General features: G+C 54.7%; 20 protein-coding genes. 17 read left to right on the forward strand and 3 right to left on the reverse strand.

Annotation, left to right across the window (positions count from 1 at the left end; translation table 11 throughout):
• Window positions 1-9 precede the first annotated feature (9 nt).
• On the forward strand, window positions 10-2,328 hold the full coding sequence (locus H8K04_05410; protein ID UVT16991.1) for an AAA family ATPase: 2,319 nt from the start codon (window positions 10-12) through the stop codon (window positions 2,326-2,328).
• A 178-nt stretch (window positions 2,329-2,506) separates the two neighbouring features.
• Here the strand turns inward: H8K04_05410 and H8K04_05415 are convergent, their stop codons facing one another.
• The 3 genes from H8K04_05415 to H8K04_05425 form a co-directional block, all read right to left on the reverse strand.
• Window positions 2,507-2,845: a transposase gene (locus tag H8K04_05415; GenBank protein UVT16992.1), complete on the reverse strand. Its 339-nt coding sequence runs from the start codon at window positions 2,843-2,845 to the stop codon at window positions 2,507-2,509.
• A gap of 51 nt (window positions 2,846-2,896) precedes the next feature.
• The gene (locus tag H8K04_05420; GenBank protein UVT16993.1) at window positions 2,897-3,649 is read right to left on the reverse strand and encodes a transposase; all 753 of its coding nucleotides are present in this window, start codon (window positions 3,647-3,649) and stop codon (window positions 2,897-2,899) included.
• Window positions 3,650-4,532: 883 nt separating this feature from the next.
• Window positions 4,533-4,787, reverse strand: a complete 255-nt coding sequence (locus H8K04_05425; protein UVT16994.1) for a hypothetical protein — start codon at window positions 4,785-4,787, stop codon at window positions 4,533-4,535.
• A 136-nt stretch (window positions 4,788-4,923) separates the two neighbouring features.
• On the opposite strand from H8K04_05425, the gene H8K04_05430 reads away from it, so the two are divergent.
• From H8K04_05430 to H8K04_05505, 16 genes are all read left to right on the forward strand, one after another.
• Window positions 4,924-5,886, forward strand: a complete 963-nt coding sequence (locus H8K04_05430; protein UVT16995.1) for a fibronectin type III domain-containing protein — start codon at window positions 4,924-4,926, stop codon at window positions 5,884-5,886.
• A 377-nt stretch (window positions 5,887-6,263) separates the two neighbouring features.
• Window positions 6,264-7,559 carry a nucleotide sugar dehydrogenase gene (locus H8K04_05435; protein UVT16996.1) on the forward strand — a complete coding sequence of 432 codons (1,296 nt, stop codon included), beginning with the start codon at window positions 6,264-6,266 and terminating at the stop codon, window positions 7,557-7,559.
• Between the two features lie 220 nt (window positions 7,560-7,779).
• Window positions 7,780-10,113 (forward strand): hypothetical protein, encoded by a 2,334-nt coding sequence (locus H8K04_05440; protein ID UVT16997.1) that lies wholly within the window; start codon window positions 7,780-7,782, stop codon window positions 10,111-10,113.
• Window positions 10,110-10,616 carry a prepilin-type N-terminal cleavage/methylation domain-containing protein gene (locus H8K04_05445; GenBank protein ID UVT16998.1) on the forward strand — a complete coding sequence of 169 codons (507 nt, stop codon included), beginning with the start codon at window positions 10,110-10,112 and terminating at the stop codon, window positions 10,614-10,616. The genes H8K04_05440 and H8K04_05445 overlap by 4 nt, the downstream gene beginning before the upstream one ends.
• Window positions 10,591-10,992, forward strand: a complete 402-nt coding sequence (locus H8K04_05450) for a prepilin-type N-terminal cleavage/methylation domain-containing protein (protein ID UVT16999.1) — start codon at window positions 10,591-10,593, stop codon at window positions 10,990-10,992. Before H8K04_05445 ends, H8K04_05450 begins: the two co-directional genes overlap by 26 nt.
• Before the next feature lie 47 nt (window positions 10,993-11,039).
• The gene (locus H8K04_05455) at window positions 11,040-11,813 is read left to right on the forward strand and encodes a LysM peptidoglycan-binding domain-containing protein (GenBank protein ID UVT17000.1); all 774 of its coding nucleotides are present in this window, start codon (window positions 11,040-11,042) and stop codon (window positions 11,811-11,813) included.
• A gap of 44 nt (window positions 11,814-11,857) precedes the next feature.
• Window positions 11,858-13,072, forward strand: a complete 1,215-nt coding sequence (locus H8K04_05460) for a type II secretion system F family protein (protein ID UVT17001.1) — start codon at window positions 11,858-11,860, stop codon at window positions 13,070-13,072.
• Between the two features lie 57 nt (window positions 13,073-13,129).
• Complete coding sequence (tadA, locus tag H8K04_05465) at window positions 13,130-14,857, forward strand: Flp pilus assembly complex ATPase component TadA (protein UVT17002.1); 1,728 nt, start codon at window positions 13,130-13,132, stop codon at window positions 14,855-14,857.
• A 4-nt stretch (window positions 14,858-14,861) separates the two neighbouring features.
• Window positions 14,862-15,857, forward strand: a complete 996-nt coding sequence (locus H8K04_05470) for a hypothetical protein (protein ID UVT17003.1) — start codon at window positions 14,862-14,864, stop codon at window positions 15,855-15,857.
• A 1-nt stretch (window position 15,858) separates the two neighbouring features.
• Complete coding sequence (locus tag H8K04_05475) at window positions 15,859-16,494, forward strand: PilN domain-containing protein (protein ID UVT17004.1); 636 nt, start codon at window positions 15,859-15,861, stop codon at window positions 16,492-16,494.
• Entirely contained in the window at window positions 16,491-17,063 is a 573-nt protein-coding gene (locus tag H8K04_05480; protein ID UVT17005.1) for a hypothetical protein, read from the forward strand. The genes H8K04_05475 and H8K04_05480 overlap by 4 nt, the downstream gene beginning before the upstream one ends.
• Before the next feature lie 2 nt (window positions 17,064-17,065).
• Window positions 17,066-17,653 carry a hypothetical protein gene (locus tag H8K04_05485; GenBank protein UVT17006.1) on the forward strand — a complete coding sequence of 196 codons (588 nt, stop codon included), beginning with the start codon at window positions 17,066-17,068 and terminating at the stop codon, window positions 17,651-17,653.
• 60 nt (window positions 17,654-17,713) lie between these two features.
• Window positions 17,714-18,364 carry a hypothetical protein gene (locus H8K04_05490; GenBank protein UVT17007.1) on the forward strand — a complete coding sequence of 217 codons (651 nt, stop codon included), beginning with the start codon at window positions 17,714-17,716 and terminating at the stop codon, window positions 18,362-18,364.
• A gap of 158 nt (window positions 18,365-18,522) precedes the next feature.
• Window positions 18,523-19,548, forward strand: coding sequence for an SDR family oxidoreductase (locus H8K04_05495; GenBank protein ID UVT17008.1), 1,026 nt, complete (start codon window positions 18,523-18,525; stop codon window positions 19,546-19,548).
• A gap of 103 nt (window positions 19,549-19,651) precedes the next feature.
• Complete coding sequence (locus tag H8K04_05500) at window positions 19,652-20,962, forward strand: glutamate-5-semialdehyde dehydrogenase (protein ID UVT17009.1); 1,311 nt, start codon at window positions 19,652-19,654, stop codon at window positions 20,960-20,962.
• Between the two features lie 90 nt (window positions 20,963-21,052).
• Entirely contained in the window at window positions 21,053-22,747 is a 1,695-nt protein-coding gene (locus H8K04_05505; protein ID UVT17010.1) for a hypothetical protein, read from the forward strand.
• Window positions 22,748-22,876: the final 129 nt, after the last annotated feature.

The following is a 22,876-nucleotide window of genomic DNA, read 5'->3' on the forward strand; positions in this document are numbered from 1 at the left end:
GAGTGAAGAATGCAAACCACTGATGCTGCTGTGCTAGTTGAACAAACGGGAGCAACCACTGCCCGTGAGTATCTCTTCATTGCTTCGCGCAACAGGTGGGTGATAGCAAGTTCGATAGCGCTCTCTCTGGCATTGGCTTTCGGGTACTACTTAATAGCTACTAAATACTATCTGTCACAGACGATGATTGTTGCCGAAGGACGCAGAGGCATCGATAATGTTATCGACAAGCAAAAAGCTGACGCAGAAGAAAATTTCGATCAGCATCTCTTTCTGATTCAGCGCCAAATCATCAGCAGGGATTTCTTGGGTGCGGTCTTCAAAGAATTCAGTCTATATGAGAGTGGACTTAACGAAGAAGAAGAGGTTGCGGCCTTCAACGAGTTGAAGGCGAATACGAGAATTGAGCGAGTCAAGATGGAGCAAGGCGCGGGTTTCAGCGGAACAGCCTTTATTGAAGGATTTGTGGTTTCCTTTCTGCATCAGGATCCCAAGACGGCCATGCAGGTGACAGCCAGAATTGCAGACAAGTTCATCGATGAAAACAACAGGGAGCGCGAGCGGGAATTCGAAGGTGCGGGAGAGTTTCTCGATGAAGAGATGCGATGGATGAAACGGGAGCTGGAGAACAAAGAAGAGAACATCAGTCGCTTCAAAAAATCCCACATCAGTGATCTCCCCCAGCAGTCGGATGCCAATATCAGAAGCTTGGATCGAGCTGAGGGAGAGATTACCGCCAGCACCGAGAGTCTTCAGCGCCATTCAGACAAGTTGTCTATGCTGAATCAAGCAGTGCAGCAGTACCGTGTGTCTGGGCAGCAGAGTGCCGGAATCGTGAGTACACGCTCTATGGAGCCAGACTCGCTGTATCGCCGGCTGAAGGAACTCCGAGAGAAACTCGTCAAACTTAGAGCAGAGTTTTGGGACGGATATCCTGAGGTGGTCCTGACCAAGGAGGAAATTCGGCAAGTTGAAGAAGAGTTGACCAATTTGTATGGCAAGGATGCGATTCGACTGGATAAAGCGGTTCTTGACCCATATCTTCAAGATCTCTTAAGAATGCAGAACGAGGAGAAGACAGAGATAACTCTTCTCCAGCGACGTTTGGAACAGTTGCATGCCACCAAGAGAGATCTTGAAAAACGCCTGGAGAGGTCGCCTCAAGTCGAACAGGAGTTGCTGGTCCTCGAACGCGACTACAATAATATGAAGGCGAATTATGCAATGCTTCTGGATAAACGATTGCATACGCGAGTTGCGGAAAATATGGAAAAGCGGCAGAAGGAAGGAAAGTTCCGCATCCTGGAGCGCGCCACTTTCCCTCGAACTCCGGCAGTTCCAAACAAGCTGAAAGTGTTGGTATTAGGATTTCTTTTTGGGTGTGTTTCTGGAGCCGGCTTGTCAATCTTGCGCGAGAGACTTACCCCGCAATTCCGCGAACCGGAAGATGTAGAACTGCTCTTGACTGGTCCTCGGTTGTTAGCTGCTATTCCGGATTTCTCATCACTGTGGCGTGCGGGAAGCGACTCAAGGAATTTGCAGAGTTCTTACTTGCTGAGACGGCCGCTGGATATGGTTTCGAGATCTCAGCCTGAGGTCATGTCGAGCCAGCAGTTATTGGACAATCGACCGCGGTTTGGTGAGGTTGACAGAAGATTTGTAACCAAAATGTTTCCCCGTTCCATGGCTGCTGAGCAGTATCGCGTTGCAGCTGCGAGGCTTCAGTTGCTCAACACGACAGGGGCATCAATGGTTGTAGCCGTGACGAGCGCCATCAAAGGTGAGGGGAAAACGACGACTGTGATTAATCTCGGCTATACGCTCTCGCGAGACTTTGGGAGGCGAGTGCTTCTGCTGGATTGTGACTTTGTCTTTCCCGAACTGACGGCCTTCCTGGAAACTCCGATAAAATATGGGCTAATTGACTGCCTGAGGAGCGACATTCCCCTGCAACAAGCCATGACTTCCTTTGCCGATGTTCCCTGTTGGCTAATGCCTGCTGGCGAATCTGTAGAGGATTCCAACGAATTGTTAAGAGCCGGTCAGCTTAATCGTGTTCTGTCACAGCTCCGAGAGGAATTTGATTATATCCTACTGAATGCTCCACCGATCTTGCCTGTGGCCACGATGAACGTGCTGGAAAGCCATAGCGATCTCCTCCTTCTTGTGGTGAGAGCAAATCTGACGTCTAAGCAAGCGGTAACCCAGGCACTGGGCTCTTTGCGGGCAGCCAAACCTATTCATGTGGTTCTCAATGGTGTTTCGGCAAACTCGCTTCCAAGCTATATGCTGGATTATTCAGCCAGCGAGAGTCGGGTAGCTGTCTAGATCCTAACCCCAATTCAACTCTTGATTCGGTCAGGATGATGTCGGGCTTTCCGCGATGAAAGACGTCCCTGATTGTAGTGCTTACGTGAAATCAAGCCGACCACACTCAGCTGAAAACGTATCCTGGTCCCTTGAAATTGAGGCCGCTTCTAGGACGAGGTCGTGACGTAAGCTCCCTTCAATCGTAGACAGCTAGAGGGAGCACGTTTTGGCAGATGACGTTGGTCCCGTTTCGAGACAACTTTGAACCAGAGCAGATGATTGCTTCGGCGATACGTTCGTCCTGACGTTGGCTGACGAATTCGCTTGGAGTCAGGTGTTCAAGTGAACCGTGGGGCCGGTCGCGATTGTCATCCATCCGCCAGGTTTCCAGTATGGCCTGTGCCTCCGCGAGCGAGTCGAACGGGTGCCCGTTCAGACACTCGTCGCGCAGTCGTCCATTGAACGATTCAATACAGGCATTTGCGACGGGTCTGCCCGATCGCGTACTCGGGGACCAACCGATACCGCGTTCCATCACGGTCGATCATGGGACAGAATTCCAATCGCGTGCCCTGGAAGACTTGCCCTATCGCCGAAGGGTCCAGTTCGCCGTCATTCGACCGGGGATCCAGCCTATCCTCTCCCCCGACATACGCCCTCCCATCTCTACAACCGGACTCGAGCGACTCCAATGATCCACGATGGTCAGGATCAGGATCGGCCGTCCGTCGGCCAGGGTATCATGCACGAAATCCATGCTCCAGCGCTCCATAGGACCGGTCGGAATCGGGGCCGGACCCCGGTGAAGGGCGATATGTTTGCGTCGCCGCACGCGCATAAACAGGTGCAAGCCGTCGAGCCGATGGAGCCGGCGGACCTGCTTGCGCTTGATCACCCAGCCCTCACGCCGTAGCCACACCCAAATTCGTCGATACCCAAACTGCGGCGTGGCATGGGCAAGATCCCGCATGCGCAGCCGCAAGGCGGTTCGACCTTTGTCCCGGCTCTTCCGGTGCAAGGCAGCGCGGCTGAACTGCGCCAAGTGACAGGCCCGCGCACAACTCACCGAGAAGGTGTCCCGAAACCAGTGAGCCAATTCTCGGCGGTGGGCGGGCCTTAGCTTTTTTTTCACAAGGCCTCCGACAGTATATGTGTATCCAGCGAGATCGGCCACCAGCCGCTTCAGCCAACTGTTTACTTCATCGAGTTTCTTCTTCCGGGCAGGGAAGAGCTGCTCGGCAATGCCGTGTTGCCGACAGAGGTCGCTGAGGGAGGTAGTGCTTTCCATTTGCCGGAGGGTGTAGACGATCCGCTCTTCAGAAAACTTTGGCCGCTTCATAGGGCCAGTTCTTTCGCAGGAGACCGTCGAAGCCTTGAGTCTACTCTGCGTTCACGGTGCCGTCGTTTTCGGGGCGAGATGTCAAACCGTTATTGAACGCATTCTGATCCGGCCTCCTCCTTTGGATATACTGCAGCTCAATCCCGTTCCATTATTGCTCCTCCGGTTTTGTGGGAGGAAGTCAGGCTTATACAAGAACCTACGCAAAAATAGACTTCAGCAATATCAATAATATCCTGGCATTCTATGCCATTAAAAATTCAGCTTGTTCATTCCATATCAAGCAATTATATATCAAAGTATCAACTATCACTTTATGTGTACAATTATGAGAGCAATACGCTGCTCCTTCCCAACTGATGCCGTCTCCTTCGTAACACCCCCCAGAGATACGCTTTCCCTCAAAACCAACAGAATACTCTTCATTTAGCCTTCAAGAGCGGCAAGATCTTTATCTTCCGTTGCAAAGGCATTCAACTTGCTCAACTCCGGACCTAGCCTTGTCTCTTACGTTAACGACAGGTCGCAAGTCTATTGGAGGATTCCCGACAATGCGCCAGAATACTCAGCGATTGTTATTCCTCGTCGCCGGCCTCGGCGCGTTCCAGATGATTTTTGAGTCCTCGATTTTATCAATACAAACAGTCCTAGCGGCGGGTGATGGACGTACGATCATGGTTCAGCAGGGCACTACTCAGGGGAGATTTAATGATTCTCGCCCAATCGACGGTAGAGCGATTTCGGGAGTGTCCGCGTCTACGAGTACAGCGCCCACGCCTCACAGTCTCATCAAAAAACCCGTACCTCAACCGCAGGCGGAGATAAGCCGCACTACGCCACCGGCCCCTTTAACGACTTCTGCTGGGGCTTCACAGTCCGAATCTCACAACTCGCAGTCGACGGTCACGTCTCCACTCAGTTCAAGTCCTAGCGTGTCTGCCATCAAGGCTACCTCAGCGCCCGTCGCATCCGCGTCTACTACAGTTACTTCAAGCGCAGTGGTTGCACCGTCGCCTAATCCTCTTCTCAAGAAGTCTCCAGCCCCAATGCGGCGGCTGATGTCTACGATGCCGGAATTGACGCAACTTGCCCCTCCGCCCAAACCTGTTCTACCTCCACCGATACCAGATCCTTCCATAGCAATTAGCTCCGCAAGCTATTCTTTCACTGCGCAGCAAGGCCAAGGCAATCCGGCAGCTCAAATCGTCGCCGTTACTAACAGCGGCGGCGGAACATTAAACTGGAGTGCCACCGCTAATACAGCATGGTTAACGTTGAGTCCGGCTTCTGGCATGGGTAATGGCATGGTCACATTGACCGTTACCACGGGCGCCCTGACGGCGGGGACGCACACGGCGACGATCACCTTGAGTGCCGCGGGAGCGCCCAGCGTATCGGTCCCGGTGACCTTCACCGTGACGGCGGCCCCGAGTTCGATCTCACTAAACCCTTCGTCACTAACCTATACAGGCGTGTCGGGCGGCTCTAATCCATCCAACCAGGCTGTGACCATCACCTCGAATGGGAGTTGGACGGCCAGCGACAATGCGACCTGGCTCACGCTAAGTCCGACGTCGGGCTCGGGCAACGGAAACATCTCCGCGAGCGTCAATTTAGGGAACGTTCCAGTCGGAACAAATACCGGCACTATTACCGTGACCAGTGGAGGCGCCACAAAAACCATCAGTGTATCCTTGACGGTTTCTGCCGCTTCATTGACGGTATCGTCCAATAACCTCGCCTTTACGGCAACTCAGGGAGCCGCAAACCCTGCGGCCCAGGCGATCACACTCGATTCAAATGGCACGTGGACGGCGAGTGACGATGCCGCCTGGCTGTCGCTTAGTCCGACGTCTGGATCGAAGAGTGGAAGCATTACGGCAAGCGTGAACACGGCAACCGCCACTCAGGGAAGCAATTCAACTACTATTAGGCTGACTAGCGGGGGTATAACCAGAAACGTAACCGTCACTCTGACTCTGAATGCCCCGTCGAGTTCTTCCGCAACTCTGACTTGGAGGGCCAATAGCGAAACAGATTTGGCCGGATACAAAGTGTATCGAGCAACGAGTTCAGGGGCCTATGGAGCCCCCATTGCCACGGTCGGAGGAAGCGTGACCACTTACCAGGCAACAGGTTTGCAATACGGGACAACGTATTTTTTTGTCGTGACAGCCTATGACATCGCGGGGAATGAAAGCGCCTATTCGAATGAGGTCAGCAAAAGTATTTTTTGATCAGGTGAGGATCGAGCAACAGGCGTGTGTATAATTCATCTGTAAGGTTCCGTGAACCCGCTGGATCAGTTCCCGTCCACAGGCAGGCCTTAGCCTGTCCTTCGTAAACCCTCCAAGAGCATCGGCTTATCTAAAGAGACCCGTGACCAGCCGCTTTGACCAGATGTTCTCTTCTTCGAATTCCTGAGGCGGAGAATTCACTCGCGCCCAGGTGTGATCCGTTGGTCTTCCAGGTCTGATCGGCGTCAAAGATATCCTGTGTCATGACAGGTCATCTTAGAACGAAACAAAGATGATAAAGCCTATCTGTTCCTTGACGATCACAAAGTCTTCTGCCATTGTTAACGTCGTTCACGTCCTCTCAGACTGGGGGTTATATGAAGAAACGACCGTCGCGTTCTATCGCTGTTGTGGGATTGGGTTATGTCGGTCTTCCGATCGCAGTGGCGTTTGGGAAGATTGCCCCAGTCGTTGGGTTTGATGTCAATAAAAAGAAAATTGACGAGTTACGAAAGGGAATCGATCGGACAGGGGAAGTATCGAAAAAGGATCTGAAAGCTGCGCAGGTTCGGTATACGTCAGAGCCGTCGGACCTCAAAGCCGCCCAATTCATCATTGTCGCAGTTCCAACCCCTATCAATGAGGCATTGCAGCCGGATCTGACGGCGTTGCAGAAAGCATCAGAGCTGATCGGGCGAAACCTGTCTGCAGACACCATCGTGGTGTACGAATCCACGGTCTATCCGGGCGCGACGGAGGAAGTGTGTCTGCCGATTCTGGAAAGAACTTCGGGAATGAAAGCCGGCGTTGATTTCAAAATCGGGTACTCGCCGGAGCGAATCAATCCGGGTGACAAGGAGCATACGCTCGAAAAGATTACGAAGGTGGTATCTGCGCAAGACCGTGAATCGCTGGATGTCGTAGCGGCGACATATGCGCTGGTGGTGAAAGCTGGTATTTATCGCGCATCAAGCATCAAGGTGGCGGAGGCGGCCAAAGTCATCGAAAATACTCAGCGAGACCTGAACATTGCGTTGATGAACGAGCTGGCACTGATTTTTCATCGACTGGGAATAGATACGACATCCGTTCTTGAAGCCGCCGGGACGAAGTGGAACTTCCTCAAGTTCTCGCCCGGCCTCGTTGGCGGTCATTGTATCGGCGTGGATCCTTATTATTTGACCTCCAAAGCGGAATCAGTGGGCTACCATCCCCAGGTTATTCTTTCTGGCCGGCGCATCAACAATGGGATGGGAAAGTTTGTCGCAGAACATACCATGAAGTTGCTCAGCCAGCTGTCACGCCCTGCGAATGAACTACGAGTAGGGGTGCTCGGGTTGACGTTCAAGGAAAATGTGCCCGATCTTCGCAACAGCAAGGTGCCCGATATCATTCATGAGCTTCGTGAATATGGGATCGAGGTACTGGTGCATGACCCTATTGCAGAATCTGAAGAAGCGATGGCAGAGTACGGCATTCATCTCGTCGAATGGAACAAGCTCAAAGATCTCGACGGACTGATCGTGGCTGTCGCACATAAGAAGTTCGCCGATGTGAGTCTACAGGATCTGCTCAAGCCTCTTCGGAATCGAAAGCAGGGTGTCGTGATCGACGTCAAGAGCATCCTTGACCAGAGCCAAATCCCTTCTTCCCTAAAATACTGGCGTCTCTAAGGATCATCCGAGTTCTTGGTCGGCAAATAACCCTAGTAATAACAAACAAGCACATCCACCACCGCAGTACGGATGTGTAACTCCCCAACCTACTCCCTCAGTTTCTAGCCTTTTTCTTTGAGCCTGCCGTAATCCGTAGTATAAGAAAATTGATTGTCGGCAGGCTCAATCTCTGCTGCTGTGCCGAATGAGGGCACAAGAACAAGGGTGAGTTCGTCATATGACTGCGTGTCTCTCCGGCCGGGCGATGAAGTTTGCCCGGCCCCTGGGAATTTTGGGGATCGCTGGTTGCGCGCTCGTGGTGTCTCCTGATGTGAAGCGTGGAGATCAGCACTTGGCTGCGCAACGTTGGGAAGAAGCCGGTCTCGCCTATCGCCTCGCGTTAAAGGACGATCCTTTCAATACGTCACTGCAGACTAAGTATGCGTTGGCCCGCGAACGCACCGCGGCTCTGTATGGCGAACGCGGCCGTACGCTTCTGAAAGAAAAGCAAGCCGATCTGGCGCTTGAAGAATTTAAGCGGGCGCTCACGGTCGAGCCTTCGAACGCCGAGCATCAGGCCGGCTTCCAGGAAGCCGTTCGCTTGAGGGAATCTCGGTCACACTATCGCGAAGCGGAACGTTTGGCCCAACTAGGACGAATCGAAGAGGCGATGGATGGCTATACTCGCTCCGCTGAATTGGATCCAACCTTTCGAGAGCCTCTCGAGAGCATCAGCAGGCTGACAGAGGAGCAGCAGGCACTTCTACGGAGTGATCGGATGAAGCAGCCTGTCACACTCAAATTCAGAAATGCGGGGATTAAGGAAGTGCTGGAGGGAGTGGCAAAAGCGGGTGGGTTTACCTTGATCTTCGATAAGGACGTCAGGAACGATCCGATTTCGATTTCGATTCAGGACACGCCGTTTGACGACGCGCTGCAGCTCCTTCTCAACAGCAACAGCCTATTTTCCAGGATGGCCACTCCGGGAGTGCTGATCATCAGCCCCAATACCAAGCAGAAGCAGGAGCAATATCAGGACTTGATGATTCGAACCTTTTATCTGTCGAACGCGAAGTCCAAAGACATGTTGACGCTGCTGAAAAGCATGCTCGATGCAAAACGTATGCATGCCAACGAGCAGCTCAATACCATTGTGATCCGTGACCAGCCTGAAAAAATTCAGATGGCTGAGAAAATCATCCTGGCCAATGATCGTCCGGAGTCGGAAGTGCTCTTTGACGTCGAGGTGTTGGAGGTCAATCGGACCGTCAATCAGACCTATGGACTGACGTATCCAAAACAGGCAGCCGCTGCCATGGTTCCGCCAGGCCCTGCGGGAGTGATTGCCGGGACACTGGCACAGCAATTCACCTATCGCCAATTGGCCAACCTAGGACCGGATAATTATTTGTTCAAGCTTCCGACGAATGTCCAGCTCGATTTCTTCAAACAGATCACGGATGCGAAGACGCTGGCCGCGCCGAAGATCCGGGTCGTGAACAACAAGAAGGCGGAAATCAACATCGGCGACAAGCAGCCGATCTTGTTGTCAACCACGAACGTCTTACCCGGTCAAGCCGCGACGGGTGCCGTGCCGACCACATCGACGGTGACGTCGATCGAATTTCGAGATACCGGTGTCAAACTGACGGTGGAACCTTCGATCCGGTTGGGGGGCGAGCTCGGATTGAAAATGAAGATCGAAGTGATTCGCCTCGGCGAGCAAATCACGCTGCAGGCCTCTCCTCCCATCACGCAGTTCAAATTCGGCAATCGATCTGCTGAAACGATGCTGAGCATAAAGGACGGGGAAACCGTCATATTGGGTGGACTCTTACAAGAAGAAGATCGGAAGACCAGAGTGACGATTCCCTGGCTTGGCGACCTTCCTGTGATCGGAAATCTCATCAGCTCGTTCAGGACGGACCGAGTGACCACGGAAGTGATTTTGACGATCACGCCGCACATTGTGCAGAACATGACCCCTCCGATGCCCAGCACGCAAACGTTCTGGTCCGGCACGGAATCGACCTATACCACCGGCCCAATGTTTTCGATCCCTGCGCGGAAAATGTCCTCGCCGTTGGGAACGAGGTATGAGGACCATCTCATGGATGGCGGCAGTGCCGCGAAAGCGGTCGGGGTAGCCAGCCCAACCCGTTCCTTGGCTCAACAGGGGGCTCCCGATCCCCGATTAGCCATCCGGCCGAATGAATCGGCGGTTCAGACCGGTCGAGAAATCAAGTTGTCGATCCTAGATGGGCGGCTCGACCCATCGGACCAACACATCTTCAAGTTCGAGTATGACCCGAAGATTCTTGAGTTCAAACAGCTTGGCCAGGCGGAACTTGTCGGCTCATCGGGATCTTCCTCAGGGGATCAAAAAGAAGCCGTAGGAAGTATCGCGTTTCGACTGGCCCTTCCCAACGGGCCTACTCCTCGGTCGGCGAGTATTGTCTTTGTCGCAAAATCGCCTGGGGTGTCTCCGGTGCGTGTTGAGCTCATGGCTGCAGAGGGTGATGGCCGGGCGGCTGCTTCAGAAATCGGGACAGGGGTGGTGAAGGTGCGGTGAGGGAGGACGGCCTCACACTCATCGAGATTCTCGTCACAATGACCATCGTTGTGATCTTGGCCTCGGTCGCCATGCCTCTGAGTAAGGTATCGACGAAACGAGCCCAAGAGATCGAGCTGCGCCAGCATCTTCGGACAATTCGCAGCGCGATCGATGTGTTTAAGCTGGAATGGAATCGTGACGGCGAGATCCTACTTGGAACCGTGTGTGTCAAGAATAAGCTCACGTGCAAGGACGTCACCGGGCCGTATGGTTATCCGAAGTCTCTCGATGTGCTGTTGGGGGTGAAGTTAACGGGGCAGGAAGCGACGCTCCGAGGCACCACGACGAGGCGCTATTTGCGAGTCATGCCGATCGACCCTCTGACGGGTAAATCTGATTGGCTCTTGCGCTGTTACAAGGATCGTCCGAAGCCGACTAGTTGGTGTGGTGAAGATATCTACGATGTGATGTCACAAAGCGAGGCGACCGCGCTCGATGGCACCAAGTATCAGGATTGGTAGAGTGAGCGAATGGAACACGAAAGGTTTTACGCTCGTCGAACTCATGATTGTGGTGTCCATTGTCGGCATTTTGGCCACCCTCGCGGTTCCGTCCTATCAGTCATCGTTGCTCAAAGCTAAGGAGACGGTGTTGCGACAAGACCTTTTCACGCTGCGCGAGTTACTGGATCACCACCGCGCCGATCAGGGGAAGTATCCTCCCTCGTTAGATGGTCTGGTGGCGGCGGGATATCTACGGGTCCTTCCCAAAGATCCCTTCACGAATTCCTCGAGTTCTTGGCAAGAGATTATGGAACCGACCGAGGGTGGTATCTTTGATGTGTATTCAGGCTCAGACCTTGTTGGGACGAATGGAACTCCCTATAACAAATGGTGAATGAGAGGAATACATTTTGGTTGCGAGAGAAGGCATCCCGAGGCGGGATGTGGAGGAGCACTGCCGTCGGGATCCTTTTACTTGGGATATCGGCGTGTAGCTCACTCGAACCTCTTTTGGAGCAGGACACCGGGGATCTTCAACTTACCGTGGATGCGCTCAAAACATCGCTAAGTGATGCCCAACGGGCGCTTGTCGATTTGCGAGTGGAGGTTGAAGCACGCCGCCAAGAATTCGCCGATGCCCAGATTACTCGGGCTCAACTCGAGGGGCGCATTCGAGAGGCGGAACGTCGGTTGACTGAAGCCCGCCATGTCATTGATCTTCAACGAGAAGAGTTGGTTAATTCGCGTACTGAGCGAGATCGTGCCCGTCGGACCGGCGCCGCCCTTCAAAACCAACTGAAGCAACTCCAAAAGTACCAATCTAAGATGGGAAAGCACACCGCGGGAGAAATGCCTGCAGCTATGGCGTTCCCCAGAGAGGGTCAACCGGAATTGGCGACCCTAGGCCTTCAGGGGGAAGCCCTACCGGATGATTTTGGAGACAGTACCGGAGTCATCCCGCAGCCGGCCATTCATGTGTCGAGAGGATCTTCGGTCGGGACAGTTCCGAGCATGGCTCGACCGTCAACCATGGCCACTGACTTATCCGTGTTGATCAAGCCTGGAGATACGCTCTGGAACCTCGCGCAACGGCATCGTACGTCCGTAAAGCGCCTCATGGAGATCAATGCGCTTTCCAATGACCATATTCAAGCTGGTCAGGTGCTCTGGCTCACTGAATCATCCACCGGCGAGTCCGAACACGACCGAATGTAGTCGCGTGTTACGGGCTAGTCCGCGAGTCTTGAAGGTCCGCCGCTATGGCAGTATTTGCATACCGCGTTGCACGACCTGATGGCTCCACGATCCAGGGACACCTGGAAGGGGAGGAGGAATCGCACGTTCGTGCCAAGCTAGAGGCCCAAGGCTTGTTGGTGTTCAATCTTCACCGTCGTGGAATGGTCTCGGTGAGGACCGGCAAGTCTTGGTCGTGGAGCGGGCTTCCGTTAGGGCAGTTTTTGGTTTTCAATCAAGAGCTGCTCGCGCTCGTCAAATCGGGATTGCCGATCTTACGGGTGTGGGATTTGTTGATTGAACGCGCAGGCCATGCCGGATTTCAGCAGACGTTACGTGAGGTGAGAGAGGATATTCGAGGGGGAGCATCTGCCTCCGACGCATTGATGAGACACCCGATGTATTTCCCTGAGCTCTATGTTGCGACGGTGAAGGCGGGAGAGCAATCAGGCAATCTTCCTGAAGTCCTCCAGCGATATATCACGTATTTGAAGCTGATGATCGGGCTTCGTCAAAAAGTCACGAAGGCGATCTCCTATCCGATTTTTCTCGTATTTATCGGCATGGCCGTGATCGGGTTTCTCCTGACCTATGTCATGCCGACATTCGTGTCAGTCTACGGAGAAGCAGCGAAGACTCTTCCATTGGCCACTCAGCTCCTACTCGACGTCGTGACACACGCAGAGGTTTGGGGATTGCCCGCCGGTATTGCGGTGATCGGCATCGCATTAGGGTTACATGCCTACTATGCCACGGCCGCAGGGCATCTGGTCCTTGACCGCCTTGTGCTGAAGCTTCCCCTCGTGGGTCCGATCGCCGTGAAACATAATACCGTACAGCTCACGCGAACACTCGGAACTATTCTTGCGGGTGGAACGCCTCTCGTTGATGCGTTGCAGGGTGCCCGCGCAGCCGTCTCGAACCGCTTTGTTTCGCACGAACTCATCGGGGCATCCAATGAGATCCGCGAGGGAACGACGCTGGCCGGTGCCTTGGATCGTCCGAAGGTGCTTCCGAAACTCGCGATCGAGATGTTGTCGGTAGGCGAAGAAACGGGTTCCCTCGATACGATGTTACGGGATGTCGCCGAGTTTTACGAAGCCGACCTCGATACCAGGCTTACGCAGCTGACGACGTGGATCGAGCCGGCTCTGCTGCTTGTGATGGGAATATTGGTGGGCGGGATCGTGATCGTGATGTACCTGCCGGTCTTTCAGATGGCGGGAACGGTCGGCGGGTAGATTGGGACAATCAATCTGTGGATCAGAACGATGTGCTGATGACCTGGGAGTGTGCGCATGCTGCGTAGTCTTGCTCGGCCTTCTCTCGCGGAGGTTCTGGTCAGCCAGGGCCTGCTTGCGAGACAGACTGTCGAGGACGTGCTGCACCGATTGAAAGGTGTCACAGCAGCCTTAGGACACACACTGGTCTGCGAAGGGCTTCTCTCGGAGGATCAGTTGGCTCATGCACTGGCCACTCAATACGGTCTTCCCTACGATCCGCTGACGAGTTTTCAAGTCGATCCCCGCTACTACGAGACGATCTCCGTCAAGTTGATGCAGCGATTTCCGTTTGTCCCTATCGCCGAGAGAGACAGTGTGATGACCATCGCGGTGGCGGATCCTCAAAATTTGTTGGGCCTCGACGAATTGGAACTCATGATCGGAAAGCCGCTGGAGCTGATCGTCAGTTCTAAGAGCGCAATCCTGTCCGCGTTGGACCGTAGCGCGGGCTCCAGCCAAGCACTCCGCGAGCTCGAAGCGGAGTATCGATCGGTCTTGGTGAAAGAAGATGATCGAGGGGAGGAGGTTGCAGCCCTCGATCAAGTGGGGGAAGATCAGAGTCCCGCCGTAAAGCTGCTGGACTCTATCTTGCTGAGCGCGATGCAGCGCCGGGCCAGCGACATTCATATTGAGGCCGCAGACCGCGCAACCAAAGTCAAACTTCGTGTCGATGGCATTCTCATTCCGGCCATGGAGCCACTGGATATTCGATTACACGCACCCTTGGTGTCTCGTCTGAAGGTCATGTCCGAGCTCGATATTGCCGAGCGTCGAGTGCCGCAGGATGGAAGTTTTCGAATGAGGCTGGATCGAAAGACCGTGGATTTTCGTGTCTCTATCCTGCCCAGCGTCTTCGGTGAATCGGTGGTGATCCGAATACTGGACCGCGATTCCATTGCGACCGGAGTGTCGTCCTTGAAGCTTGAACGGCTCGGTTTCAATCCGGAAGATCTCAAACGATTCCGGAAAGCCATTGCCCGTCCCTACGGCATGGTGTTGGCGACAGGGCCCACCGGAAGCGGGAAGACGACGACGTTGTACGCCGCCATATCGGAGATGAATACGCTTGAAGACAAACTGATCACGATCGAAGATCCTGTTGAATATCAGCTCCCGGGGGTGGTGCAAATCCCGGTCAATGAAAAGAAAGGCCTGACCTTTGCTCGAGGGCTCCGGTCCATTCTTCGCCATGACCCGGACAAGATCATGGTCGGTGAAATTCGAGATGCCGAAACAGCCCAGATCGCGATCCAGTCGGCGATGACCGGCCATCTTGTCCTCACGACGGTTCATGCGAACAACGTATTCGACGTGATCGGGCGATTCGCGTCGATGGGGATCGATTCCTATAATTTTCTGTCCGCACTCAACTGCGTGTTGGCCCAGCGACTGGTCCGAATCTTTTGCGCCTCGTGTCGAACTCCGGTCAAAGCCCAAAAGGCCCTTATCGAAGAAGCAGGGTTGGACTATGAGCAGTACAAAGATACGACGTTCTACGAAGGAAAAGGGTGTCCGCAATGTCATGGGACAGGGTATCGAGGAAGAAAATGCATTACGGAGTTCCTCGATCTGACGGATGAGATCAAGGAGATGATCCTTGCGGATCGGCCGCTTTCTGAAATCCGTTACCGGGCGGTCACCGACGGAATGATCACGCTTCGGCAATCGGCACTGAAAAAAATGTTGAATGGCGAGACATCGCTGCGCGAAGTCAATCGTGTCACGTTCAGCGAGGAAGGATAACACGATGTGGGAATGGGTCAGCAGCCGGCCCCACCGCTGTTTGAAGTTCGGCATCGATTCGATCGCGTGGGCCGAGACCGAACGGAATTGGCGCGGGCACTCTCGACACCGATGCACGATGTCGGCCCTTTCCGATGGCATGGTGAAACCCTCTGCCATCGACGAAAACTTGTCGGAGCTTACGACGCTGGCAAGTCGTATTCGCGCCTTGACCGGTTCAGGCTCGGATCATCACATTGTCGGGGGGACAGGTCTTTCCGCTCTTCCTCGCCGGATCACCATGCTGCTTCCTGACACTGCGGTCAGAGCGACGGTGCTGCACCTGGAACAGTTGCCCGTTCGGCGAGAGGAACGCGAGGCACTGATTCGATGGCGGCTGGGCCAAGAACAGCTCTTCCCTCTCAATGGGGCCAAGATTGTGTTTCAAGTATTTCATGATCGACGGTGCGAGACCCTGCGAACCTTCACAGTTTTGGCGGTGGCGGTTCAGGAAACAGTACTGAGACAATATGAGTCTCTCTGTGAATCCGTCGGATTGATCCCTCAAGATGTGGGGGTCACAAGTCTACGGCTGTTTAATCTCTGGCGGAGGGCTTCCGGCTGGTCTGATTGGCGACGTCGCGATGTGCTGTGGGTCAGTGTCTCTGATCGGACCCTGACGACCATGGTGTCCCAGCGAGGGCGGTTGCTGTTTTACCGATGCAAGCTCCTGGGTGTGGGAGCGAGCGAGGTGCCGGCGAAGCCCGAGATGTTGAAGAAGATTCTCGATGAATGCGGTGCATCGCTGGAGGTCTGCCGACAGGAACATCCCTCCGCGGTCATTAAAGAAGCCGTGATCTGTGCGGACGGAGACATGGCAGCATTTCAAGAGCAGATGGAGGTAGAACTCCGAGTCTCAGTGGAGCAACTCGACTGGAAATCAGTCGAGGCACTTGGATGGGTGGCGACTGGGAGTCATCGAGGAATGCCATCGCTGGCGGCGATGGCTGGGGTGGCGTAACGTGGCGCTCACGAATGTTCTCATCGGAAAACTCACCGATCCACTCAGGTCTCTTCCCTTGCCGGGCGGTGCTCCTGACCGGTTTCAGATAAATCTGGGTCGCCGATACCGAGCTGTGATGGCCCCGCTTCGACTCCTGTTGATCGGTAGTTGCGCATTGCTGGCGTTGGGTATTCTCTGGAATCTCAGGCAAGCGATCCTGGCGTATCAGGAAAACCAGGCCATCGAAGCTGAACTGGATCGAGTTCTGCAGCAGGATCTTGGCTTGATAGCGGAGGCTAGGCGGGAGGGAATAGACATGTCCGAGGAGGGCTTGACACGATTGCGCTTCGAGGTCGAGTTGGCCAATCAACTGCTTGAGAAGAGAATATTTTCGTGGACGAAGTTTCTGACCGAACTAGAGCAAACCGTTCCTTCACGCCTGGCCCTGAGTAGTGTGCGACTCGATCAAGCCGGTTCGACGGTTCGACTCGCGGGGTCGGCGATGAGCCTGGAGGACATCACGACCTTTACCGTGGGGCTTGAGGACCACTCCACATTTCAGGATCCGGTATTGGCTCATCATCGCGTGGGATCAAAGGGTTTAGTGGAGTTCGACATTACGGTGCGATACCGTTGGGCGGAGCTTGAGAGATGAAAGATCGCTTGATCATCGTGTTGCATCATCCGTTTGCACCTTTGCTTCCATGGGGCGCGGCGGCCCTAGGTCTCCTTCTGATGCTGCTTGTCGTGCACACAATCGGTGTGGAAGGCGCCCAATCCGAACGAGAGCGTTTGGAGAAAGAATGGGTCGGGGCGCGACAGTCGTTGATACATCATCGAGAGGCCAGAAATGCAAGAAAAGATCTGAGCCGAGTATGGGCAGCACTTCCCGCTGAACGGGACTTTGCTCCCTTAGCGTTGGGGATTTCAGATGAGGCGAAACGCGATCGAGTCACCCTACCGGCCTTGTCTTATAAGACCGAGCCCACTCCCGTCGCGAACACGAGCAAGGGGCTGCTGCAGGGGGCGATGAGTGGGCAATACGAAGATCTCCGCCGATTTATCTATGATCTTGAGACGGCGGAAGAGATGGTGTTTATCGAAGACCTTGAACTGGCTCGGTCTGGGGGCGCGCCGGACGCGCTGGTGACGTTCAACATCAAGATCGCGGCGTATCTTCGCTCCGATACCGATAGGCCCGGCGTGCAGGAGACCATCCCCTAGCCATGGATCCAAAGAAGAAGACGATTCTTGCTGTCTCACTTATCGTCCTGTGGACAGGCCTGGCTGTTTGGCAATGGCGGCTGCTGGAGGAGCCGGTGCGTATCCCGCTCACGAACGTCTCAGGTTCCGCTTCATCGGGTCGACACGCGGGGATGATGGGAACCGGCCTGCGCGTACATCTCGATCTCCTTACGTCCACCGGGGCTCAACGTGCGGCAACCTTCACGACGCCTCGCAACATTTTCACGGTGCCCCGTTCCGACGGAACCTTTTCCACCAGCAACAGTTCGGCCCCGGTGAACCAGCAAGGGTCGGCACAAGCCGATCCCTTGATGGAACAGGCAGAAGCGACGGAATTGGGGCCGTATCGATATCTGGGATTTCTGCGTCTGGGCGAAGTGCGAACAACAAACAACGAGATGGCGGTGCTCAGCAAAGACGATGAAGTGAAGGTCCTCAAGGTCGGTGATCGCGTCGACGATCATCTGGTCCTCAAGGCGATCACCTCAGAGAGCGTGACCATACGCGATACCGGCACACGTGTGGATCAAACGGTGTCGTTGTCGAAAGAGGCGGCGGACCAGGAGTGAGAGACGGTGTGGCGGATCTCCGCATGGCTAAGACGACAAGAGGCAGGATTCTCGTACCTCATGGTGATGATCGCTGTCACGCTGATGGGGCTTACGTTGACGATGGCGGCCCGGCAATGGAAGACAATGGTGCAACGGGAGCTAGAGGCGGATCTACTGGCCAAAGGTATCGAGATCCAAACAGCGTTGGCCCTCTACTCGGCCAGTGCAAAGGCCGGCAGAGTTATGCCTGGTGAGGTGTATCCTCAAACACTCGTTGAACTCACGAGGCCGCCCAAGCCTTTTCTTAGGAAGGTCTATCTCGATCCGGTTGGGCATGGTGAGTGGGAACTGCTGCGGGCACCCACGGGGGGGATCATGGGTGTCCGAAGCAAAAGCAAACACACGCCGATCAAGCAGGGCGAGTTCCCACCTGCTGTCCGTCATTTCCTTGGTAAACCGACTCATTATGATTGGGTGTTCCAGCATCCCAATCCCTCCATGGCCGTTGTCACGGGATCTATGGCAGGGCCGCTTCCTGTCCGTGAACAACCAGCCGTATCCGACCAATCGATGGTTCCGGGAGAACAAGGATTCCCGGACCAATCGGCCGCCTCAGAATCTGTGGATTCTCCTGGGCATGTAACGGATCCGACTGGTTCTCCTCCTCTGATGGATCCGTCTGTGCCACAAGAGCTTACGGGTCTTTCCTCACCGGAGACAATCCCATAGGTCACAGGGGGGCCAGCTGGTGGCCTTGCATGATCCCTACGGCGACGTGATGGTACGACGAGACCGCCTAGAATCTGTCCTGGAGAAGGCGGTGGCTTCTTGCTCTCATGTAACTTGTGATAAACTTGACCGAATCCAAACCGAGAGGAGTTCAGCATATGCGCATTTTAGTTACCGGTGGTGCCGGGTTTCTGGGTAGCCATCTTGCCGAGTCGCTCATCAGCGAAGGGCATCATGTTATTAGCATGGACAACCTCAGCACCGGAAAAGTTGAGAACGTCGCTCATTTAATGGGGAACAGTTCATTTTCGTTCATTAAATACAATGTCTGCGACTATGTTCATGTCGAGGGCCATCTTGATGCGGTGATGCACTTTGCCTCTCCTGCGAGCCCCCAAGATTATCTCGACATGCCCATCGCGACATTGAAAGTCGGAGGATTGGGGACGCATAAGGCCTTGGGGTTGGCGAAAGCCAAGGGAGCACGCTTCTTGCTGGCCAGTACGTCGGAAGTGTACGGCGACCCGCTCGTGAATCCGCAACCCGAGTCGTATTGGGGAAACGTCAACCCTATCAGTCCACGGGGCGTCTACGATGAAGCGAAGCGATTTGGAGAAGCGATGACCATGGCATACCATCGCTACCATGGTCTGGACACACGGATCGTCCGCATCTTTAATACGTTCGGACCGCGCATGAGGCCCAATGACGGACGCGTCGTGTCGAACTTCATTGTGCAGGCTCTGCAAGGGAAGCCTCTCACGGTGTATGGAGATGGCATGCAGACGCGGAGTTTTTGTTATGTGGACGATCTGGTGAGGGGCATCATTGGTCTGTTATTCGTGGACTCTGATAAGACAGTCGAGCAGCGAACCGACCGGAAGTTCTTCTTTACCGAACAGAACGGCAGGCAAGCCAGCAGCATTCATGACCCCGTCAATATCGGCAATCCAAGAGAACTCACAGTGCTGGAAATCGCCAACGTGATTCTGAAGTTGACTCACTCATCGAGTGAGATTGCTTTCCACCCGCTGCCCGCCGATGATCCTAAGGTCAGGCGACCGGATATTGCTCGCGCGAAAACGTTACTGAAGTGGGAACCGAGAGTTGAATTAGAAGATGCTTTAAAGAAGACCATCCAGTACTTTCAAACAGTCTTGGGTCAGGCCGGTTCAGCCCACTGACAGGGAGTCAGGCTACCAAGCAACCCTGAGACTCTTGACCCGTCTCTTACCCACACGGTATGGTCAGTCTCGTCTTGATGCGAGCGGATTGCTGGTGAAAAGCATGGAAGCCTTAGGTCGAACTGTCTCCGATCACAAGCTCGAAGAATCCAAACCACTGCCTGCTTCTGAGTATGTACTGGAGCTGGTCTCCAAAGCGAAACAAGCTGCACGGAGATTGGCTTCTCTTCCGACGTCGACCAAGAATCAAGCGCTCCTTGCGATGGCGGAGGCGATCGAGGCGAAGTCGGCCGAATTGATCGAGGCGAATGAACAAGACCTCAAGGCATTTGAGACGGTCTCTGACAAAAAAGCGATGGCTGACCGCTTGAGGCTGACCGAGAAGCGCATCGGAGAGATGGCAGCCGGTGTTCGTGAAGTCGCGAAGCTACCCGACCCTGTCGGTATGATGTCGGCCATGTGGACGAGGCCCAACGGGATGCAAGTGGGTCGGGTACGCGTGCCCATCGGAGTGATCGGGATCATCTATGAGTCGCGTCCCAATGTGACGGCGGATTCGGCTGCTCTGTGTCTGAAGTCCGGCAATGTGTGTGTCTTGCGCGGCGGCAGTGAAGCGATCTATTCAAATACCGCGATTGCCGCCATTCTGTCCGAAGCGTCCGAGAAGGCCGGTGTCCCTCCCGGCGCAATCACCTTTGTCGACCGTGCCGATCGTGATGTGGTCCCAATTCTCTTGAAGCAGGATCGATTTATTGACTTGATCATTCCGCGCGGCGGTGAATCGCTGATGAAGCTCATCGCGGAACACGCGACGATTCCGGTGGTCAAGCATGATGCGGGGGTATGCCACATCTATGTCGATGCCGCAGCAGACCCGGCGATGGCGGAAGCCATTTGCGTCAACGCCAAGGCACAGCGGCCGTCTACCTGTAACGCGATGGAAACCCTGCTGGTCCATCAGACAGTCGCGCGGACGCTTCTCCCCAAACTCGCCACGAGCCTGAGAGCGGCCCATGTCGAGATTCGCGGATGCCCGAAGACCTGTCAACTGATCCCTGACGCGAAGCCGGCAAGCGAACAAGACTATGGGAAAGAGTTTCTTGACCTAATCCTTGCCGTCAAAATCGTCAAAAGTATGGATGAGGCCATGGAACACATCGCCCAGTACGGGTCACGGCACACGGAAGCCATCGTGACCTCGGATTACGGACGCTCCATGCGATTTCTCAAGGAAGTCGATGCCAGCGCCGTGCTCGTGAATGCATCCACGCGACTCAACGACGGATATCAATTCGGCCTTGGCGCCGAGATCGGTATCAGCACCTCCCGGGTTCATGCGCGGGGCCCTATGGGATTGGAAGAGCTCACCTGCTGTAAATTCATCGTCTTGGGGAGCGGCCAGCTCCGCGAGTGAATGCCCTCGAATGCCATTGCATTTGCCCTAAAGACTCCCGGCCATCTCCGGTTTCCCTCATCATGCACGCTCGCTGAGCAGTTCGACCAGATGGGTGGACACATCGAAACCCTTCCGACCGGGCATCTGGTGTTCTATGGTCCTGATGGACGGAGATTTCTCGCTGCCGATCCGGCAGGCTATCCCTTGCATGAGTGTGAATGGGAATCCAGCCCCGCCGGGACTGTTTTGCTGACGCGCGCGCGCGTCCGGTTGGATTGGGGGCGGTGGGTCGGAATTAAACCATGCGGACTGGTGAACGAAACGAGGTTGAATCTCGCTGCAAAGCCCAATTGGCAGCAGACCACTCCTGATGATCTTCGCGCCCTAGCTGCCGGGGCATTACGAGTACCGATCGAGGAGGTGCGGTGGTTTTATCGGGATGAGGATCTGACGATTGATCCAACAGGGACGGCGACGATTCGCCAGCGAAAAGATGCGCTGTATGTGCTAAATGACGGAGGGTTTGAGCAGGCCCGCTTCATGTCCTGCATGGGCGCGATGCATTGGGATCAAATTGATTTTCTCCCGGTCGTCGAGCTGTTCAAGTCGCTGTTGCCGGGGACCGGCTCCGCGGTGTTCGAGCTGATTCGCGGGCTGTATGACGATCAAAACAAAGGACAGGTCACTCCAAGGCCGTTACGATATCGCGGGATTCCCACCTATCCATCTGAGGCGGCGTTTCGCCTGTTCAGCAGTTTTTTCACACCGCAGCGAGTACGCGGCGTGGACCCATTTGCCGATTTCATGAATCCCATGAAATCCCATGTTGGTACATGGCTGCCGGCCCAGCATCCTCCGGTTCGCTATCTGGACGAGAGCCAAGGATTATGTCTGACCGTACAAGCCGGGGTCGTCCAAAAGGCGACGCTTGCGGATGATGCGGCCGGCCTTTCATACATGAATCCAAGCGGTCGTCGTGTGCTTCCGCTGGATCGCAGTCTGCAGGTCCAAGGAAGTCGGTTGATCCTGAGGGATCGGGAAAGGGAAACGGTCGTCTCGTTAACGACCGGTTTTCATCCGCTGCCCTCGTCTTCTCCCGAGTGTCCCATAAGTCCTATCGATTGGCGTACAGTCTTCACGCAAGGGTTCCTGAAGATTCTCCCTGCCGAAGCGTTTGAGGCGGTGCCGCTGTTTCCGGATGACGACGAAGAGATCAACGAACTCGCCGCGCAAGCTTTTGTTGCGGACTATCTGGACGATCTGAGCGAACAAGACCGTGGAATTGGAAGATTCCGATCACAAGCGGAACGCGTACTCATCGACAACGGGGATGCCGTCATTTCAACATGTATTCTCTTCGACCGGCCGCGCGACTACACCGTCAGTGTCCGCCACTTGGCCTATGCGCAGCGTCAGGCTCAACAACTGTGGACTCAGTGTGCCGAAGTGCACCAATGGGAGTGGCTGCAGCGAATTCGCATGGTACCCGCCGGTGAGTATGAACGGTCTACAGTGAGCCAGGGGACTTATGATCTGCTGTATCACTGGGTGCCGTATGCTTCGTTTGGATCTTCGGTTGCCTTGATGGCCGGTGTCACACGATTGAGTCACACCTTGCGGCGGGGAGGTGAGGCGTTTGTGGTCGGACCCGTTGAGCTGCGGGAGCTATTGGCGAGAGCAGGGTGGGATGTGCGCTGGGACCAACCAGTCGTCTCCCTTCCGACCTTCCGTATGCACAAGGCGATCTTGCCTAAGGCAAGAGTGAAAACAGGGCTGACGGTGTTCCATGCCAGGCGGCTCTAGCATTGCCTGAAAAAACGTCTCGGGCGAGCGGCTCCCTCTGTTTTAAGAACTGGCTTGTCCCTGGCAAGTTCTGTAGAATTCCCACCCTGGTGCCTGCACATCACACCGTCCAGACAAGATGTAGCCTGA

Origin of the sequence: Nitrospira sp. (genome assembly GCA_024760525.1) — a bacterium.
Taxonomy (GTDB): Bacteria; Nitrospirota; Nitrospiria; order Nitrospirales; family Nitrospiraceae; genus Nitrospira_D.